The sequence below is a fragment of the Azospirillum tabaci genome (assembly GCF_014596085.1).
GTDB classification, from domain to species: Bacteria; Pseudomonadota; Alphaproteobacteria; order Azospirillales; family Azospirillaceae; genus Azospirillum; species Azospirillum tabaci.
In genome coordinates, this window is record NZ_JACCJY010000008.1 from 61,087 (window position 1) to 77,583 (window position 16,497).

General features: G+C 70.9%; 20 protein-coding genes. 10 read left to right on the forward strand and 10 right to left on the reverse strand.

All coding sequences use genetic code 11. From position 1 onward, the window contains the following. Window positions 1-23 precede the first annotated feature (23 nt). A complete protein-coding gene (locus H0B54_RS11645) occupies window positions 24-809 on the reverse strand; it encodes an SDR family oxidoreductase (RefSeq protein ID WP_188260448.1) in 786 nt (261 codons plus the stop codon). A 74-nt stretch (window positions 810-883) separates the two neighbouring features. Next, complete coding sequence (locus H0B54_RS11650; RefSeq protein ID WP_343068927.1) at window positions 884-1,429, reverse strand: hypothetical protein; 546 nt, start codon at window positions 1,427-1,429, stop codon at window positions 884-886. 291 nt (window positions 1,430-1,720) lie between these two features. On the opposite strand from H0B54_RS11650, the gene trxC reads away from it, so the two are divergent. After that, a complete protein-coding gene (gene trxC / locus H0B54_RS11655; protein ID WP_188260450.1) occupies window positions 1,721-2,170 on the forward strand; it encodes a thioredoxin TrxC in 450 nt (149 codons plus the stop codon). A 3-nt stretch (window positions 2,171-2,173) separates the two neighbouring features. Here trxC and H0B54_RS11660 read toward each other — a convergent pair whose 3' ends face one another. From H0B54_RS11660 to H0B54_RS11670, 3 genes are all read right to left on the reverse strand, one after another. Beyond that, window positions 2,174-2,785 carry a response regulator transcription factor gene (locus H0B54_RS11660; RefSeq protein ID WP_188260451.1) on the reverse strand — a complete coding sequence of 204 codons (612 nt, stop codon included), beginning with the start codon at window positions 2,783-2,785 and terminating at the stop codon, window positions 2,174-2,176. Further along, entirely contained in the window at window positions 2,775-4,631 is a 1,857-nt protein-coding gene (locus H0B54_RS11665) for a sensor histidine kinase (protein ID WP_188260452.1), read from the reverse strand. The genes H0B54_RS11660 and H0B54_RS11665 overlap by 11 nt, the downstream gene beginning before the upstream one ends. Window positions 4,632-4,735: 104 nt before the next feature. Continuing rightward, window positions 4,736-4,939: a YgaP family membrane protein gene (locus tag H0B54_RS11670; RefSeq protein WP_040137050.1), complete on the reverse strand. Its 204-nt coding sequence runs from the start codon at window positions 4,937-4,939 to the stop codon at window positions 4,736-4,738. 131 nt (window positions 4,940-5,070) lie between these two features. On the opposite strand from H0B54_RS11670, the gene H0B54_RS11675 reads away from it, so the two are divergent. Both H0B54_RS11675 and H0B54_RS11680 read left to right on the forward strand, forming a co-directional pair. After that, a complete protein-coding gene (locus H0B54_RS11675; RefSeq protein WP_246472489.1) occupies window positions 5,071-5,304 on the forward strand; it encodes a hypothetical protein in 234 nt (77 codons plus the stop codon). A gap of 2 nt (window positions 5,305-5,306) precedes the next feature. After that, on the forward strand, window positions 5,307-5,681 hold the full coding sequence (locus H0B54_RS11680) for a rhodanese-like domain-containing protein (RefSeq protein ID WP_246472490.1): 375 nt from the start codon (window positions 5,307-5,309) through the stop codon (window positions 5,679-5,681). Window positions 5,682-5,691: 10 nt separating this feature from the next. Here H0B54_RS11680 and H0B54_RS11685 read toward each other — a convergent pair whose 3' ends face one another. Then, on the reverse strand, window positions 5,692-6,066 hold the full coding sequence (locus H0B54_RS11685) for an ArsR/SmtB family transcription factor (protein ID WP_188260454.1): 375 nt from the start codon (window positions 6,064-6,066) through the stop codon (window positions 5,692-5,694). 185 nt (window positions 6,067-6,251) lie between these two features. On the opposite strand from H0B54_RS11685, the gene H0B54_RS11690 reads away from it, so the two are divergent. The 5 genes from H0B54_RS11690 (at window position 6,252) to H0B54_RS11710 (ending at window position 9,045) form a co-directional block, all read left to right on the forward strand. Next, window positions 6,252-6,731, forward strand: coding sequence for a cytochrome c maturation protein CcmE domain-containing protein (locus tag H0B54_RS11690; RefSeq protein ID WP_246472491.1), 480 nt, complete (start codon window positions 6,252-6,254; stop codon window positions 6,729-6,731). Next, on the forward strand, window positions 6,728-7,246 hold the full coding sequence (locus tag H0B54_RS11695) for a sigma-70 family RNA polymerase sigma factor (RefSeq protein WP_188260455.1): 519 nt from the start codon (window positions 6,728-6,730) through the stop codon (window positions 7,244-7,246). Before H0B54_RS11690 ends, H0B54_RS11695 begins: the two co-directional genes overlap by 4 nt. Window positions 7,247-7,249: 3 nt before the next feature. Beyond that, complete coding sequence (locus H0B54_RS11700) at window positions 7,250-8,068, forward strand: anti-sigma factor family protein (RefSeq protein WP_188260456.1); 819 nt, start codon at window positions 7,250-7,252, stop codon at window positions 8,066-8,068. 71 nt (window positions 8,069-8,139) lie between these two features. Then, window positions 8,140-8,475, forward strand: coding sequence for a hypothetical protein (locus H0B54_RS11705; protein ID WP_188260457.1), 336 nt, complete (start codon window positions 8,140-8,142; stop codon window positions 8,473-8,475). A gap of 138 nt (window positions 8,476-8,613) precedes the next feature. Then, entirely contained in the window at window positions 8,614-9,045 is a 432-nt protein-coding gene (locus tag H0B54_RS11710; protein ID WP_094303609.1) for a hypothetical protein, read from the forward strand. 18 nt (window positions 9,046-9,063) lie between these two features. Here H0B54_RS11710 and H0B54_RS11715 read toward each other — a convergent pair whose 3' ends face one another. Then, window positions 9,064-9,369 carry a hypothetical protein gene (locus H0B54_RS11715; protein ID WP_188260458.1) on the reverse strand — a complete coding sequence of 102 codons (306 nt, stop codon included), beginning with the start codon at window positions 9,367-9,369 and terminating at the stop codon, window positions 9,064-9,066. A gap of 217 nt (window positions 9,370-9,586) precedes the next feature. Here H0B54_RS11715 and H0B54_RS11720 point away from each other — a divergent pair, with 217 nt between their 5' ends. After that, window positions 9,587-10,306, forward strand: a complete 720-nt coding sequence (locus H0B54_RS11720) for an extensin-like domain-containing protein (protein ID WP_188260459.1) — start codon at window positions 9,587-9,589, stop codon at window positions 10,304-10,306. A 33-nt stretch (window positions 10,307-10,339) separates the two neighbouring features. Here H0B54_RS11720 and H0B54_RS11725 read toward each other — a convergent pair whose 3' ends face one another. After that, window positions 10,340-11,380 (reverse strand): MBL fold metallo-hydrolase, encoded by a 1,041-nt coding sequence (locus H0B54_RS11725; RefSeq protein WP_188260460.1) that lies wholly within the window; start codon window positions 11,378-11,380, stop codon window positions 10,340-10,342. Between the two features lie 208 nt (window positions 11,381-11,588). On the opposite strand from H0B54_RS11725, the gene H0B54_RS11730 reads away from it, so the two are divergent. Then, the gene (locus H0B54_RS11730; protein WP_035680009.1) at window positions 11,589-11,777 is read left to right on the forward strand and encodes a hypothetical protein; all 189 of its coding nucleotides are present in this window, start codon (window positions 11,589-11,591) and stop codon (window positions 11,775-11,777) included. A gap of 35 nt (window positions 11,778-11,812) precedes the next feature. On the opposite strand, the gene putA is transcribed toward H0B54_RS11730, so the two are convergent. Further along, window positions 11,813-15,541 (reverse strand): trifunctional transcriptional regulator/proline dehydrogenase/L-glutamate gamma-semialdehyde dehydrogenase, encoded by a 3,729-nt coding sequence (putA, locus tag H0B54_RS11735; protein WP_211109330.1) that lies wholly within the window; start codon window positions 15,539-15,541, stop codon window positions 11,813-11,815. 68 nt (window positions 15,542-15,609) lie between these two features. Beyond that, the gene (proC, locus tag H0B54_RS11740) at window positions 15,610-16,479 is read right to left on the reverse strand and encodes a pyrroline-5-carboxylate reductase (protein WP_343068928.1); all 870 of its coding nucleotides are present in this window, start codon (window positions 16,477-16,479) and stop codon (window positions 15,610-15,612) included. Between the last annotated feature and the right edge of the window lie 18 nt (window positions 16,480-16,497).

Here is a 16,497-nt window from a genome sequence, read left to right on the forward strand (position 1 = left end):
ACAGCTTCCTGTAAGACCGGCCTTCACATGAGAATGGTGGCGCCGCCGTCCACCACCAACACATGCCCATTGACGTAGGACGCGGCGGGCGAGGCCAGGAAGACGGCGGCCCCGGCGATTTCCTCCGGGCGGCCCCAGCGGCCGATCGGGGTGCGTCCCTCGAAGTAGGCGGACAGGGCCGGGTTGCCGGTGATGCCGGCGTTGGTCTCCGTCGCGAAGAAGCCCGGCGCGATGGCGTTGCTGGTCAGGCCCTTTCCGCCGTACTCGGCGGCCAGCGCCCGCACCATGCCGGCCAGCCCGGCCTTGGCGGCGGCGTAGACCGCGTCGTTGGCGCGGGCGATCTGCCCCGAGATGGAGGTCACCGTGATCAGCCGCCCGAAGCCCTGGGGCAGCATCAGCCGCGCCGCCTCCCGCGCCAGGATCAGGCCGGCGCCCAGATCGACGTTGAGAAGGTCGCTGATTTCCTCGTCCGCGAAGTCGGTCAGCGGCTTGCGGTTGCGCTGCCCGACATTCTGGACCAGCACGTCCAGCCGCCCGTAATCCCGCCCGATCCGCGCGAAGGCGTCCCGCACCGCGTCCCGGTCGGCCACGTCGAAGGCCAGCACGGAGGCCCGCCCGCCCGCCGCGGCGATGGCCTCGGCCAACGGCTCCAGCCGCGCGGCGTCGCGCCCGTTCAGCAGCACATGGGCGCCGGACCCGGCCATGGCGCGGGCGATTTCCAGACCCAGCCCGCGTCCGGACCCGGTGACCAGCGCCAGCCGTCCTTCCAGCGAGAACTGCGACAGATAGGGAAGATGCGGGGCGGTCATGGTCACCGATGCGAAGGGCGTGGACGGTTTTGCAGGTTTAGCAGATGCCCCGCCGGATGGCACCCCGTTCGGCGTCAGGCGCGAGGAAGGAGTTCCACCGTTTCCGCAATGGTCCAGCCGTCCGCCCGCACCAGCCGCCCGATGCGCCCGTACAGCGTGGCGCCGGGGGACACGCGCCCCTCCGGGGCCCAGGCCTCGGCGGCGGGGGCGGCCAACAGGCCCGACACCTCCACCGAAAAGACGACGCCGTTGCGGGTCAGCAGGCGCCCGAAGGGCTCCGTTCCCTCCTGAAGCTGTTCGGCGAAGGCCGCGGGAAAGCCGTCGAGCGCGATGCGGATGCTCGCCAGTTCCACCGGCAGCGCGTCCGGCCCGACCGTCAATACGATGTCGCGAAGCAGCGCCGCCCCGCTCGGCTCCGTCCGCTGGCGCAGCACCCGCACGCCCACCGGCTCGCCCCACCGCTCCGACAGGACGGCGGTCATGCCACGGTCGTGGTCGAGCAACGCCCGATAGGGCGCCGGGACCGCGGCGGCGGGCAGCGTGGACAGCGCCCGCGCTCCGGCCCCCCATCCCACCGTCAGCGCCCGCGCGCGCGCCAGGACGGAACCGGAATCGTCCACGGGGGAACAGCCGGCGGCGGAGGCGGACGAAAAGGAAGGCTTCATTCGGAGTCGCGGTTCTGCGGAAGGATGTGGGCGGAAGGACTTGACCGCTCCCGGCGGGGGCAGCGGCCACGGGCCGGCATTCTAGGAACAGCGCACCGCCAACCGCAATGCCGAAGGCGCACATCCCTGCGTCGTGCCATCCCCTTGACCCCGCAATGAAAAGGGCCGCCGCCCGCCTCTTGCGCCTGCCGCGCGCTGCATTAGATCACGCTCATAAAGACGCCCGTCCTGGAGGAAAGCCGCGCCATGTCCGATCTTCTGCACGTCGCCTGCCCGAACTGCGACACCCTGAACCGCATGCCGCGCGGACGCCTGGACCAGCCCGGCGCCGGGAAATGCGGCCGTTGCGGGCAACCGCTGTTCCAGGGCAAGCCGATCGCGCTGACCGCCGCCCGCTTCACCGCCCAGGCGGAGCGCAGCGACCTGCCGCTGCTCATCGACTTCTGGGCGGAGTGGTGCGGACCGTGCCGAATGATGGCCCCGGTCTTCGAACAGGCGGCCGGCCGGTTGGAACCCCATGTCCGCCTCGCCAAGGTCAACACCGAGGCCGCACCCGATCTGGCCGCCCGCTTCGGCGTGCGCAGCATTCCGACCCTCGTTCTGGTCCACCATGGGCGCGAGGTGGCGCGCACCGCCGGGGCGATGCCGCTGCCTGCCCTGCTCGGCTGGGTGCGGCAGGCCATGGCGGCCGTCTGACCATTATTCCGCTTCCAGAAGCAGCCGGGTCAGGTCGGAGACGGAGGCGACCTCCAGCTTGTCCATGACATTGTGGCGGTGCACCTCCACCGTCTTCAGGCTGAGGTTGATCTCCGCCGCAATCACCTTGTTCGGCTTGCCCTGCACCACCAGATCGGCGACCTGCCGCTCCCGCGGGGTCAGACGGCCCAGCAGGGAGCGGACAAGGGCCTTGCGCGCCTGCGCCTCCCACGCCCGACGGGACGTCTCCAGCGCCTCGTGCACCCGGTCGAGGAGAAGCTGGTCGTTGAAGGGCTTCTCGATGAAGTCCACCGCCCCGGCGCGGAAGGCGCGGGCGGCCATCGGCACGTCGCCGTGGCCGGTGATGACCACGACGGCCAGGACGGAACCGGCGCGGGTCAGCGTGTCCTGCAACTCCAGCCCGCTCATCCCCGGCATGCGCACGTCGGTGACGAGACAGCCGGGCCGGTCGGTGCGGACGGCGCGCAGGAACTCCTCGCCGGAACCAAAGGACTCCACCGCCACGCCCAGCGACCCGATCAGCCAGCCCAGCGAATGGCGCATCGCCGGATCGTCGTCCACCACGTAAACGGTGCGGGCCGCGTCAGCCTGCATTGACCTTTTCCTCCGCTGCGGGCAGGACGAGGCGCACCACGGTGCCCCCGCCCGGATGATCGGTGGCCCAGAGGTGGCCGCCGTGGCTTTCCACGATGGTCCGGCAGATCGACAGCCCCAGCCCCATGCCGCCGGGCTTGGTGGTGAAGAAGGGATCGAACAGGCGCGCCCGCGCGTCCTCCGACAACCCGTGTCCGCGGTCGGCCACGGCGATCTCCACCCGCCCCTCCGCGTCCAGCCCGGTCCGCACGGTGACGCTGCGTCCCTCCCCCGCCTCCTTGCCGTCCGCCGGACTGTCCATCGCGTCCAGCGCGTTCTTGACGAGGTTCAGAACGACCTGCTCGATCTGCACCCGGTCGGCCAGGACCGGCGGCAGGCCGGCGGCCAGAGTGCGGGTGACCGGGATGTTGCCGCTGCGCGCCCGCCCCTCGCAGAGCTGCAGCGCCGCCTCCACCGCGCCGTTGACGTCGGCCGGCTCCAACTGGACGGCGCGCTTGCGCACGAAGTCGCGGATGCGGGCGATGATCTGCCCGGCACGGTCGGCCTGGGCGGCGATGGCGCGGGACGCCTCCGCGAACTCCGCGGCGCTGCCCACCCCCGCCTCCAGCCGCCGCGTGCAGCCGCGCGCGTAATTGGCGATGGCGCCCAGCGGCTGGTTCAGCTCATGCGCGATGTTGCTGGCCATCTCGCCGAGGATGGAGAGGCGGGCGACGTGGTCCATCTCCTTCTGCCGTTCCCGCGCGGTGTCCTCGGCGCGGCGGCGCTCGGCCATCTCGCGGCGCAGCTCGCGGTTGGCCGCGCGCAGCTCGGCGGTGCGCACCTTGATGAGATGCTCGACCCGCAGCGAATGGACCGCCCACCACAGCAGGGCCAGCGCCGCCAGCGCCAGCCAGTGCCAATGCTCCCGCGCGAGGTCGAGAAGGGTGACGTCGCGCAGATGCTCGTAGGGGCCGATGCGCAGGCTGCGGAACAGGCCATGGACCGGCTGGTAGTCCATCGGCACCGTCCAGCCCTCGTAGCCGCCGGCCAGCGCCGCCGGATGGCGTTCCGGCATCTGGAACAGCGCGACCACCACCGCCTTCGCCAGATCCTCCGGCGTTTCGGCCAGCCGGGCGAGCGGCCAGTCGGGGTAGAGGCCGGTGGACAGGGCGCAGCCGAACCCCGGCTCCGTCCGCGCGCCAACGACCAGGAAACCCGCGCGGTCGAGGTGGCCTTCCTGGGCCAGTTCCTCCAGCACGCAGGCGCGCAGAACGCCAGCGTCCACCGCGCCGTCGCGGACGGCGAAGGCGACGCGGTCCACGGGGAAACCGGAGAAGCGCAGTTCCTTCAAGTCGGCGTAGGGATCGACCCCGGCCGTCAGCATCGCGCCCCAGGCAACCTGGAAGCCGCCGAAGGCGTCGGGGTCCACCGCCATCACAGACTTGCCCTTGAGGTCGGCGAGGCTGCGGATGTCGTCGCGCCCGGCCCGGACGATCAGCGCCGATCCCACCGCCGCCCCCGACGCGCCGGAGCGGGAGGAATGGAGCGTGGCAATGCGGGTGACGCCGTGACGGGCCTCCAGTTCCACATAATTGCCGGTGTTGGTCAGAACGAAATCGACGCTGCCGGCGGCCACCGCCGCGTCCATGCCCGGCAGGTCGAGCGGCACCATCTCCGCCCCGCGCTGCGGAAAGCGGTCCGCCAGATAACGGACGGTCGGTTCCCAGACGGCGTTGGCGTGGTCGCCGCCGCGGTAGGCCAGCACGCCGACGCGGATCGGCGGCTCCGCCGCCCGGGCGGGAAGCCCGGCGGAGAGCGCCCCCAGCAGCGCTAGCATCAGGCAACCCGGGCGGACCGTGAACCGCATGGCATCCTTCGGACGGGTGAAGACGCGGGGAACCGCCGGAACGGCCCCCGACGCGCCGCATACACCCTTACGCTGCCGCTTTCAATCCGCCTGGCCACACGCGCTCAGGGGAAGGCGACGCCGGGGCGCAGCCCGATCCGCTTCAGCACGATCGCCAGCGGACAGAAGCCGGTGAAGGCCGCCTGCAGCAGGTTGGCCCCGACGAAGGCGGTCAGCCACAGCCAGTTCGGGCCGTGAATCTGGGACAAGGCGAGGCTCAGCAGGATCATGGTTCCGGCGAAGGCCATGACGACGCGGTCGATGCTCATGATGCGGTCTCCTCTGTGCCGGTTCGGGGTGGCGGTTGGGTCATTTCATTCGTTGACACTAATTTAGTAACTTCTAAAATAATATGTCAAGACACCCAGAGCCCCGTTCTTCCCGTGTGAAGTGGCCCGCCATGCCCCGTTCCCTCCTCCCACGCTCGCCGGCCCGCGCGGCGCTGTTCGCCGTCGCCGCGATGATCGGCGCCGCCTTCATCCTGACCGACCCGATCTTCCAGGGGCTGGCGATCTCGCTGCTGTTCGGGCTGTTCAGTTCGACCCTCCTGATGGTGCTGGCGATCCCGGCGATCTGCATCGTCCTGCGCGGGAACGCCGCCGACCATCGTGACCGTTCCAACATCCAGGGATGACCATGCTCAAGACCCTTCTTTCCTTTCTCGGCCTGAACCGGAGCGCCAACGCCATGAGCGGCCAGATCAAGACCGTCGACGCCACCACCGTCATGGACTGGCTGAAGGACGGCTCGGCGGTGATCGTCGATGTCCGCGAACCGCACGAGCACCGCGCCGGCCACATCCCCGGCGCCACGCTGGTGCCGCTGTCGCAGTTCGACCCGGCCCGCGTGCCGGACGCGACGGGCAAGCATCTCGTCTTCCATTGCCAGAGCGGGCGGCGCTGCGGCCCGGCGTCGGCCAGGATGGCGGCCGGCGGCTACACTGGAGACATCCATCGGCTGAACGGCGGCATGGCCGCCTGGATGGCCGCATCCGGCCCGGTCGAACGCTGAGAGGAGGACATCAGGGCATTGGGTCCGCGTCGGCCACGCAGCGCGCGCCGACGCAGAGCTGCCGGTACAACTCCGGCAGAATCGGACGCACCCGGTCCGACCCGATGCGGTAGTGGATCGAGGTGCCGTCCCGCCGGGTGGCGACCAACCCCTCGTCCCGCAGTTTGGCGAGATGCTGGGACAGGTTCGACTGCGACAGGCCGAGCCGCCGCGCGAGGCCGCCCACCGGCACCTCCCCATCCAGCAGGCTGCACAGGATCATCAGCCGGTGCCGGCCGGCGATGGAGCGCAGGAAGGCTTCCGCCTCGGCGGCCCGAGCTTCCAGCTCGGCGGGGTCGAGCGGCGGCTCGATGAATGGCTCGGTGGATGGCTCGGTGGACGACATGGGCCTCATCCGCCCTTAAAATAAGATATCTCTAATTTTTAGGCTGACTCCCGCCGAGCAAGCGGATTGTGATCGGTCTTCCTGAACCGCGGTTGAACGCCCCGTTCAGACGAGGCTCAGCCGCGCCTTGCCATGATCCCTCCTGTTCGGGCGGACCTCCCGCCCCTTGCGATGGAGACAGGATCATGCGCCGTTCCACCACCCTCCCCGTCCTTGCCGCTCCCGCTCTGGCCGCGGCCGTCGCCGTCCTTCTGTCCGGCCCCGCCGACGCCGGCGAGCGGCACCGCACGGTCCAGGCCGCCTCGCCGCAGCCGGTCGCCGAGGTGCTGCGAACCGGGGGCGGGACCGTCTCCGGGTCGGTCGCCGCGGTGGGCGTCAACTGGATGACCGTTCAGGACGACAGCGCCCGGACGGATGTCAGGGTGCGCGGCCTCCTGCCGGAAGGCATCGAGCCGGGCGCTCCCATCACCGTCACCGGACGTGTCCGCAAGGGCGGGCTGATGGCCAGCGAGATCATCCTCGCCGATGGCTCCCTGCACCGGCCGTCCCGCGACCACGACGACGATCGACCGCGGAAAGCGTCCCACCCCGGGATTAAAAGGCCCTCCCGGAACGAAAACGGAGCAGGAATTCGGGAAAATCCAGTCCACGGGGTGGAGACGTGACGTTCAGCCTGCGCGATCAACTGTCGAATCAACTGCGCTCCCTGCGCCGCTACGCCCTCGCGCTGGCGCGCAACCGCGACGACGCGGAGGATCTCGTGCAGGAGACGCTGGTGCGCGCCATCTCCGGCTCCCGGACCTTCCGGCCGAACGGCGACCTGCGGTCCTGGCTGTTCGGCATCCTGCACAACGTCCACGTCAACGGGGTGCGGCGGGAGCAGGTGCGGGCGCGCGGCGCTTCGGCCATCGAGGCCATGACCTACGGGCAGATGCCGCCCAACCAGCCGGACCATGTCGAGCTGATGCGGACCATCGAGGCCTTCTCCACCCTTCCGGACGAGCAGCGCCGCGTCCTGACCCTCGTCGCCGTGGAGGGGATGAGCTACCAGGAGGCCGCCCGCCAGCTGGACATCCCCCTCGGCACGCTGATGTCGCGCCTGGCCCGCGGGCGGGAGGCGCTGCGGGTGGAGATGGGCCACCGGGACCGCAACCAGACCGCCCTGCGGGCGGTGAGGTGAGCCATGGGCAGCGATCCCATCAGCCTCAACCAGGACGCCGACCTGCATCTCTATATGGACGGCGAGATGGAGCCGGCCCGCCGCGCCGCCTTCGAAGCGCAGTTGGCGGCCAACCCGGCCCTGGCCGCCAAGCTGAACGAGTATCGGCACCAGCAGGAGATGCTGAAGCTGGGTCTGGACATGATGGCCAGCGTTTCGGTGCAGGAGACCGAAACGCTGGCCGGGCGCCTGCGCTGGCGTCTGGACATGGACCGCTTCACCCGGCGGGTCGCCCCGCTGGCCGCCGCGATGCTGCTGGTCATGGGGGGATGGAGCCTGACCGTGTGGGTGCAGTCGGGCGGGGCCACCGGACCGCAACTGGCCGGCGAGGTCGATGACGTCCCCGCCTTCGCCGACGAGGCGGTGGAGGCGCATTCCAAGGCCGTCGCGCTCAACACGCTGCAGACGTCGCCGCCCCAGACGAACGTCACGCCGGTTCCGGCGCAGACCGCCCAGGTGCCGCTGCCGGAGGGTCGCGGAATGACGGTGGCGCTTCCCGCCATCGGTTCGGAACTGACGCTGATCCGGGCCAGCATCGTGCCGTGGAACCATGGCACCGCTCTCCAGTTTCTCTACAGGGAACCGGACGGCGAACTGCTGACCCTGTTCGTCGCGTCCGGAGGCCCGGCGCAGGACGGCACCCTGCACACCGTCGTGCAGGACAGCCTGCGGCTCGTCTATTGGCGGGCCGGGCTGGTCGCTTACACCGTCACCGGCAACAAGGCCGACGGCGATCTGCTGGCCGTCGCCAAGAAGATGGCGGACAGCATCCGCCGGTCCTGACACCGCCCCGCCCGGAACCCGCACCCTCATCCGCGCCGGGCGGAGCCCCACCAAGACTGTGGAGCCCAGCCATGAGCCTGTACACCGATCCGGACGAGCGGAACGGCCATCCACTGGACATGGTCGAAACCTTCGTCGCCCGCGAGCATTGGGAACCGATCCTGCGGCAGGCCGCCTTCAACGGCATGGTGCTGGGCGCGGTCACCCTGTTCCTGGGGCTGGATGCGCTGCCCGGCCTCGCGATCATCCACATCATCACCTTCGCGTCCGGCATGGCCCAGGGCTTCCTGGCGCTGCGCCTGGAGGAGAGCGGGCAGGACGAAGCCGCCGTCGCCGTGGGGCGCCGGTCGATGGCCGCCTTCCTGCTGGCCTCGGTCACGCTGCTCCTGATGCCGTTCGCAGCCTGATCCGCGCAGAAGTCACGCGCCGAAGCGGCCGTTCCGTGTCATGGTCCCCGTCCCGCCGGGGACCTCCCCCGTGCGGGGATTTCAGGCCAGGGAATGGAACAGCCGATGCGGGGCAGGCAGACACGCTCCGGGAGCCGGATGCAGATCCGTGCGCCCTATCTTGACCCGGTGCGTGTGGGGGAAACCTCGGGAAACCTGCGCTGCCGCTGCTGCGGGCGGCCCGACGGGGTGGTCGTGCGCTGCCTTCCCGACGGGCGCTGGTACGACGGGGCGGACGAGACGTGGCGCGACGGCCGCGGGCGCCGCGTGCCCTGGCCGGACGCCACCGAATACGCCGCCACCACCGACATTCTGGTCAGCGTCGAGGCGCTGCGCATCACCCGCTCCGCCGTCGAGCGGGTCCGCCTGCTGTGCAACCGCTGCCGCCGGCTGGAGGGCGCCGTCCATGGCCGCGCCCGCGCCCGGATCAGCATCCTGCTGCGCCGGGCCATCGGCGACCTGTTCCTGGGCCGCTACGACGATCCCGCCGTCCTCACGGCGCTGGTGGACCTGTACCGCAAGGACGGCTGAGGCGAACCGCGCGGCGAATCAGCCGGCGGTGTCCTCGGCCATCCCGCCGTCGAGCCTCGCCGCCAACTCCCGCCGCGCCAGCAGCTCCGGCGCCACCGTTGCCGCAGGGGCCGTGGTGGGCAGACGGCCATAAGCGCCGATGCCGAAGGTCCCGGCGTCGCCGACGATCCAATCCTCGGCGGGCGGCGGCGGCGGGGGCGTTTCGATCTTCCGGAACAGCGCCGCGGCGGAGGCCAGCGCGGAGGAAGCGGTGAGCGGGATCGTGGAATTCGCGCGTTCGGTCCGGCCCTGCATGGCCAGGACTTCATCGTGAGCATCGGACATGGGCCTCTCCCTCACCGCGTGACGAAGGGTAACGCTTGAACTGTGGCATGGAAGTCACGCTCCGTCCAATTGCACGAACGGATGAGCCGCCGCTTGGACAACAGTCCGCCCCCACCGCCGGTTCATAAGCAATTAGGAGGAATACGGTCCGGGGGAGCCACGCAACCGTCCCGGCTGTTCTGACTGCGGCAGCGCAACGGGGAGAGACGACAGACGTATGGGACGGTTCTTCCGTTGGACGGCGGCTTTGCTGCTTCTGGCCGCCATGGGCGGAGCGGCGATGGTGGGAACGGGCGCGGTGACGGTTCCACCCCGCTACGACCCCTGGGCACCGCTGGACATCGGTGATGTGCCGAACCTGTTGACCCGCCTCAAGCTGTCCCGGCTGGAGGGCGCGCCACGGCAGTGCCACGCCGTTCTGGATGCCGCGGGCTTGCGCTTCAGTCCGGTGACCGACCGACAAACCGGCGAAGGATGCGGCCTGACCGACGCGGTCCAGGTCAGCCGCTCGGCTGTGGCCTTCAACAGCGGCTTCACCGTCACCTGTCCGCTCGCCGCCGCCTGGATGCTGTTCGAGACGCACACGCTCCAGCCCGCAGCGCAGCGGCATTTCGGCCAGCGCGTGACGCGGGTGCGCCATCTGGGAAGCTACGCCTGCCGCAACGTCTACGGCCGCGCGGAGGGACGCCGCAGCGAGCACGCCACCGCCAACGCCCTCGACATCGCCGGCTTCACGCTGGCCGACGGAACCAGCATCGCCCTGCCCGGCGACTGGACGCCGGGGGACGGGCGGACAGCCACCGGGAAGGGCGCCTTCCTGCGCGAGGTCCGCGACGGCGCCTGCGACGTCTTCCGCGCGGTGCTGGGCCCCGACTACAACGAGGCCCACCGCGACCACTTCCACCTCGACATGGGAGCCTACCGCGTCTGCCGGTGAGGTGGTGGCGCTTCAGGGTCTGGCGTTCAAGGGTCAGGCGCTGTGGTAGGCCAGCACGCCGTCCGCGCGAGTCTCGGTGCGCAGCTCCCCGCGCCCGACCATGTGGTTGAGGTGGGCCAGCGCCTCCCCGAAGGCGAAGCTCAACTGGTGCGAATCCAGCGCCCGGCGGAACAGCACCGGAACCAGCTCCTTGCAGCTCAGCGGCTTGGCACGGCAGGCCTCGGCGATCTGCGCGCAGCGGTCGGCGTGGTGGGCCTCCAGCGCGCGGGTGCGGTGGTCCAGCCCGTAGAAGGGCAGCCTGTGCCCGGACAGGACCAGCGAGTCCGCCGCCACCTCCTCGCGGATCGCGGCCAGGGACGACAGGTAGAGCCCCAGCGGGTCGGCCTTGGGCTGCATCGCCGAGACGCTGACGTTGGGGGAAATGCGCGCGATGACCTGATCGGCGGCGAGGAACAGCCGGTCGGCGGCGCAATAGAGCATCGCCTGTTCCGGCGAATGGCCGCCGCCGGTCAGGATGCGCCAGTCGCGCCCGCCCAGCCGCATGGTCTGGCCGGGGATCATCCGCTCGAAGCTGGGGGCCAGCCCGGTCGTGCGGTTGAGGTAGCTGAGGCCGCGCTTCAGCATCTGCTGGATCTCGTCGGGCGACAGGCCCCCGGACTGGTAGAAGGCGTCCTGCGCCTCCAGCGTCTGGGGATCTCTCCCTTGTTGCAGAAGCTTGGCGTAGAAATATTCGCTCTGCGTCATGTGCAGCGGCGGGGCGAAACGCTCGTGCAGCCAACCGGCCAGCCCGACATGGTCGGGGTGGAAGTGGCTGATCACCAGCCGGACGATCGGCTTGCCGCCCAACGGGCCGCGCAGCAGCCGATCCCAGCAGTCGCGGCTGACATCGTCGCCCAGCCCGGTGTCGAACAGCGCCCAGCCGTCCCCTTCCTCGAAAAGGTAGAGGTTGACATGGTCCAGCGCGTACGGCAGCGGCAGGCGCAGCCACAACACACCCGGCGCCACCTCCCGGACCGTTCCATTGTCCGGCGGTTCGGAAAACGGATGGCGGATGAGTTCGGCGTCGTCTTTCACCCTGATGATCCTCCTGCGCTGCGGTGCCCCCGACCTCTTGGCTACCCGTTGGTTCGTGTCCGGTCAACTATCCGTAAATAGAACATTCCGGCTATTGACACACCTTGCGTCCTGTCCCATGCCCGCTCCGCCGCGGCAGCATCGGGATTCGCGACGAATGCGCCGCACGCCGGTTAACGAAAGGGCATTGCCAAAGGAGAATACCCGGATGACCACCGCAACGTTCAGGATCATCCGCCACGCCGACGGGCCGGTTTTCTTTGATGACCGGACGATCACACTCGCGGAGGCGCAGATCATCATCAACGACGCCATCGCGCGTGGTGACCTGGAGGTCGGATCCTTCCTGCGCATCGACGACGAGGAACTGGTGATCGAACGGGAGGTTGCGGGGTAGACGGCGCACCGCCCACCCCGACCCGTTCGTCACTGTCAGCTCATCGCGACGAGGCTGGCGTTGCCGCCGGCCGCCGCGGTGTTGACGCTGATCGACCGCTCGTTCAGCAGCAGGTCGAGGTCGTAGCCCTCGCCCCGTCCCGCCGCCAGCGCCTCGGCGGTCGCCGCCTGCACCAGCAGGATCGGGCCGGGAAGCTCCGCGACGCGCCGGTTGACGGCGGTCACGCGCTCGCGGTCGCCTTCCACCAGAACCGCGGCGAGCGGCCCGACGTCGCGCCAATCCGCCGTGGTCCGCACCCGCGCGGCCAACGCCGGGGGCAGGCCGCGCAGCAGCTCGGCCAAGTCCGGCGGGGCGTCCACCGCGGCGCTGTTGCCCGTCGCCAGGACCGCGCCGAGCTGGAGCAGCAGGCCCGTCCGCGTCTGCGGCAGCAGCAGGACGCGGCCCCGCCCGTGCAGCTCATAGAGGTTGCGCTCGCCCACCGGGCCGTTCAGCTCCGCGCTGCCACCGATGGCGCTGCGCGCCGCATAGCCGGCGCAGCGCGACGCCTCCGCCGTGAAGCCCTTGGCGCGCAGCCACTCGCCGTAGGTCTGCCCCGCCGCGCGCGCCGCGTCCGGCCCGCGGAACTCCAGCCAGCCCTTGGGGCGGCGGCTCAGCAGCCGGGAGAGGTAGAGCGGGCCGCCCGCCTTGGGGCCGGTGCCCGACAGGCCGTGACCGCCGAAGGGCTGCACCCCGACCACCGCGCCGATGGTGTTGCGGTTGACATAGACGTTGCCGGCGCCGATCCGCTCGGTGACCCGCTCGATGGTGGCGTCGATGCGGGTGTGCAGGCCGAAGGTCAGGCCGTAGCCGGTCGCGTTGATGGAGTCGACCAGGGCGTCCAGATCGTCGCGGTGGAAACGGACGACGTGCAGGACCGGGCCGAAGACCTCCCGCTCAAGCTCATGGATGCCGCCGATCTCGATCACGGTCGGGGCGACGAAGGTGCCCTCCGCCGTTTCGGCGGGCAGCGGCAGGAACTCCACATTGCGGCCCTTGGCGCGCATCGCCTCGATGTGGCCGGCGATGGTGGCGCGGGCCTCCTCGCTGATGACCGGACCGACATCGACGGCCAGCCGGTCCGGGTTGCCGATGCGCAGCTCCCGCATGGCGCCCTTCAGCATGGCGAGCGTGCGGTCGGCCACGTCCTCCTGCAGGCAGAGGATGCGCAGGGCGGAGCAGCGCTGCCCGGCGCTGTCGAAGGCGGAGGCGATCACGTCGCCGACCACCTGCTCGGCCAGGGCGGAGCTGTCCACGATCATGGCGTTCTGGCCGCCGGTCTCGGCGATCAGCGGAATCGGCGCGCCGTCCGGCAGCAGGCGTCCGGCGAGCTGGCGCTGGATCAGCCGCGCCACCTCGGTGGAGCCGGTGAACATCACGCCGCGCACCGCCTCGTTCCCGACCAGGGCGGCGCCGACCTCCCCCGCGCCGGGCAGAAGCTGGAGCGCGCCGGCGGGGATGCCCGCCGCGTGGAGGATGCGCACGGCCTCGGCGGCGATCAGCGGGGTTTCCTCGGCCGGCTTCGCCAGCACTGGGTTGCCGGCGGCCAGAGCCGCGGCGATCTGGCCGGAGAAGATGGCCAGCGGGAAGTTCCACGGGCTGATGCAGACCACCGGCCCCAACGGGCGGTGGGTGGCGTTGTCGAAACGGTCGCGTGCCTGCGCCCCGTAATAGCGCAGGAAGTCGATGGCCTCCCGCACCTCGGCGATGGCGTTGGGCAGCGACTTGCCGGCCTCGCGGACGATCAGGCCGAGCAGGGTCGGCATCCGCTCCTGCATCGTGTCGGCGGCGCGGAACAGGCAGGCGGCGCGCTCCTCCGGCGGGGTGGCGGCCCAGGCGGACGCCGCCGCGACGGCGTGGCCGAAGGCCTCCGCCACCAGGGCCTCGCTCGCCTCGGTCACTGTACCCACCACGTCGCGGCGGTCGGCCGGGTTGCGCACCGGCTGGGCCTGCCCCGCCCGTTCGCCGTCCGCCAGCAGCGGCGCGGCGGTCCAGGTCATGTCGGCGCTGGCCGACAGGGCGGCGGACAGGCGGTCCAGCTCCGTCTCGTCGGACAGGTCGATGCCGGCGGAGTTGGCCCGCTCCGGCGCGTAGAGGTTCCGCGGCAGGGCGATCAGCGCGTGCGGCGCGCCCAGCGGGGCGATGGCCTTGGCGACCGACACCGGATCGGCGACCAGTTCGTCGACGGGGACCGCCGGGTCGGCGATGCGGTTGACGAAGGAGCTGTTGGCCCCGTTCTCCAGCAGGCGGCGGACCAGATAGGCCAGCAGCGTCTCGTGCGTGCCGACCGGCGCGTAGATGCGGCAGGGCCGCTTCAGCGGGCCGACGACCTCCTTGTAAAGCGGCTCGCCCATGCCGTGCAGGCACTGGAACTCGTATTTGCCGACCTGGAAGTCGCTGCCGGCCATCTCATAGATGGTGGCGAGCGTCTGGGCGTTGTGCGTGGCGAACTGCGGGAACACCGCGTCGGGGGCGGCCAGCAGCTTGCGGGCGCAGGCGACGTAGGAGACGTCGGTGTAGACCTTGCGCGTGTAGACCGGGAAGTCGGGCAGCCCGTCGAGCTGGGCGCGCTTGATCTCGCTGTCCCAATAGGCGCCCTTGACCAGCCGGATCATCAGCCGATGGCCGCTGCGCCGCGCCAGATCGACCAGGAAGTCGATGACGTAGGGGCAGCGCTTGCCGTAGGCCTGGACGACGAAGCCGATGCCGTTCCAGCCCGCCAGATCCGGATCGAAGCACAGCGATTCCATCAGGTCGAGCGACAGCTCCAGCCGGTCGGCCTCCTCGGCGTCGATGTTCAGGCCGATGTCGTAGCCCTTGGCGAGCAGCGCCAGCGCCTTCACGCGCGGCAGCAGCTCGTCCATCACCCGGTCGGCCTGGGCGCGGGAATAGCGCGGGTGGATCGCCGACAGCTTGATCGAGATGCCCGGCCCCTCATAGACGCCACGCCCCGCCGACGCCTTGCCGATGGCGTGGATGGCGTTCTCGTAGTCGGCGTAGTAGCGCGCGGCGTCCTCCGCCGTCAGCGCCGCCTCGCCCAGCATGTCGTATGAGTAGCGGAAGCCCTCGGCCTCCATCGGGCGGGCGTTGGTCAGCGCCTCCTGGATGGTCTGGCCGGTGACGAACTGCTCGCCCATCATGCGCATGGCGAAATCGACGCCGCGGCGGATCAGCGGCTCGCCGCCGCGTGCGATCAGGCGCGTCAGGGCGGAGGACAGCGCCTGCTCCCCCCCCGCCGAGGTCAGCTTGCCGGTGATCAGCAGGCCCCAGGTGGCGGCGTTGACGAACATCGAGCCGCCCTTGCCGAGATGCGCCTGCCAGTCGCCCCCGGCGATCTTGTCGCGGATCAGCGCGTCGCGCGTGGCGTGGTCGGGGATGCGCAGCAGCGCCTCCGCCAGGCACATCAGCGCCATGCCCTCCTGGCTGGACAGGCTGTATTCGTGGATCAGCCCTTCGACGCCGCGGCCCCGCGGCTTGGCGCGCAGGGCGGTGATCAGCTTGCGGGCGGTGGATGCCGCCGCGGTGACGATGCCGGGCGGCAGCGACGCCTGTTCGAACAGGAAGGGCAGGCACTCCGGCTCGGGCCGGCGATAGGCGGCGGTGATCGCCGCGCGCAGGTCGGTCGCCGGGCGGATGGGCGGAGCGAAGTCCGCGAACGGGGCCGCGCGGCCAGAGGCGGCGGACGGGGTAACGGTCCGGGTGGCGGTCGGGTTGGTCATGCTGTTCATCGGTGTCGTCCGCTCGAATCCGCAGGCCGGGGGCGAGCCGGTCCCTGATGGTGAAAGGGGGATGCTTTTCAGGCTTTCGGGCCGGTTCCGCCCAGTTCGGCGGCACGCTGGGCCGCCGCGCGCAGGGTCGCGTTCAACAGATTCTGGAGGTGGTCATCGGCCATCAGCTTGGAAAGACCCGCCGCCGTGGTCCCGCCGGGGGAGGTCACGCCGGCCCGCAGCTCCGCCGCCGGCTGGCCGGTGGCGCCCATCAGCGCCCCCGCCCCCTCGACCGTGGCGCGGGCCAGCCGTTCGGAAACGTCGGCGGGCAGCCCCACCTCCACTCCGGCACGGGTCAGGCACTCCACGAGATAGAAGACATAGGCGGGGCCGGAGCCGGACAGCGCCGTGGCGGCATCGACCAGCGCCTCGTCGGCCAGCCATTCCAGGCTCCCGACGGCGGTCAGCAGGGAGGCGGCGCGCTCCTTGCGATCCGCAGGACACCCCGCCTCGGCCACCGCGACGGTGGCGCCGCGCCCAACCGCCGCCGGAAGGTTCGGCATCGCCCGCACCACGCTGCCCGCCGCCGGGAACAGGCGGCGCAGGTCGGCCAGCGTCTTGCCCGCCATGATCGACAGCACCAGCGTGTGCGGCGCCAGCATCGCCTGCACGCCCGTCGCGGCGCTCTCCACCATCTGCGGCTTGACCGCGACCACGAGGGTATCGACCGCGGCGCCGTCCGCCGGGTTCAGCCGAACGCCGGTCCGGGCGGACAGTTCAACCAAGTCCGGCGCGGGGCTGGGATCGGCGACCGAGATGGCGGAGGCCGGCACGCCCTGCGCCAGCCAGCCGCGCAGCATGGCGCCGCCCATGCGTCCGGCACCCAGCAGAAGGATCGTGCCGCCACCCGGCGCCGATCCGGCACCATCCGCGGCATTGGAGCCATTGTCGAAGGTCACGGTGTCTCTCACCCGATC

What these genes read in the sequence shown, in the direction of transcription:
- putA (WP_211109330.1), bottom strand. Translation starts at nt 15,541, where the DNA reads ATGAACAGCATGACCAACCCGACCGCCACCCGGACCGTTACCCCGTCC.
- H0B54_RS11680 (WP_246472490.1), top strand. Translation starts at nt 5,307, where the DNA reads ATGCTCAAGACCCTTCTTTCCTTTCTCGGCCTGAACCGGAGCGCCAAC.
- H0B54_RS11645 (WP_188260448.1), bottom strand. Translation starts at nt 809, where the DNA reads ATGACCGCCCCGCATCTTCCCTATCTGTCGCAGTTCTCGCTGGAAGGA.
- H0B54_RS11675 (WP_246472489.1), top strand. Translation starts at nt 5,071, where the DNA reads ATGCCCCGTTCCCTCCTCCCACGCTCGCCGGCCCGCGCGGCGCTGTTC.
- H0B54_RS11715 (WP_188260458.1), bottom strand. Translation starts at nt 9,369, where the DNA reads ATGTCCGATGCTCACGATGAAGTCCTGGCCATGCAGGGCCGGACCGAA.
- H0B54_RS11690 (WP_246472491.1), top strand. Translation starts at nt 6,252, where the DNA reads ATGCGCCGTTCCACCACCCTCCCCGTCCTTGCCGCTCCCGCTCTGGCC.
- trxC (WP_188260450.1), top strand. Translation starts at nt 1,721, where the DNA reads ATGTCCGATCTTCTGCACGTCGCCTGCCCGAACTGCGACACCCTGAAC.
- H0B54_RS11660 (WP_188260451.1), bottom strand. Translation starts at nt 2,785, where the DNA reads ATGCAGGCTGACGCGGCCCGCACCGTTTACGTGGTGGACGACGATCCG.
- H0B54_RS11720 (WP_188260459.1), top strand. Translation starts at nt 9,587, where the DNA reads ATGGGACGGTTCTTCCGTTGGACGGCGGCTTTGCTGCTTCTGGCCGCC.
- H0B54_RS11670 (WP_040137050.1), bottom strand. Translation starts at nt 4,939, where the DNA reads ATGAGCATCGACCGCGTCGTCATGGCCTTCGCCGGAACCATGATCCTG.
- H0B54_RS11700 (WP_188260456.1), top strand. Translation starts at nt 7,250, where the DNA reads ATGGGCAGCGATCCCATCAGCCTCAACCAGGACGCCGACCTGCATCTC.
- H0B54_RS11665 (WP_188260452.1), bottom strand. Translation starts at nt 4,631, where the DNA reads ATGCGGTTCACGGTCCGCCCGGGTTGCCTGATGCTAGCGCTGCTGGGG.
- H0B54_RS11705 (WP_188260457.1), top strand. Translation starts at nt 8,140, where the DNA reads ATGAGCCTGTACACCGATCCGGACGAGCGGAACGGCCATCCACTGGAC.
- H0B54_RS11710 (WP_094303609.1), top strand. Translation starts at nt 8,614, where the DNA reads ATGCAGATCCGTGCGCCCTATCTTGACCCGGTGCGTGTGGGGGAAACC.
- H0B54_RS11685 (WP_188260454.1), bottom strand. Translation starts at nt 6,066, where the DNA reads ATGTCGTCCACCGAGCCATCCACCGAGCCATTCATCGAGCCGCCGCTC.
- H0B54_RS11730 (WP_035680009.1), top strand. Translation starts at nt 11,589, where the DNA reads ATGACCACCGCAACGTTCAGGATCATCCGCCACGCCGACGGGCCGGTT.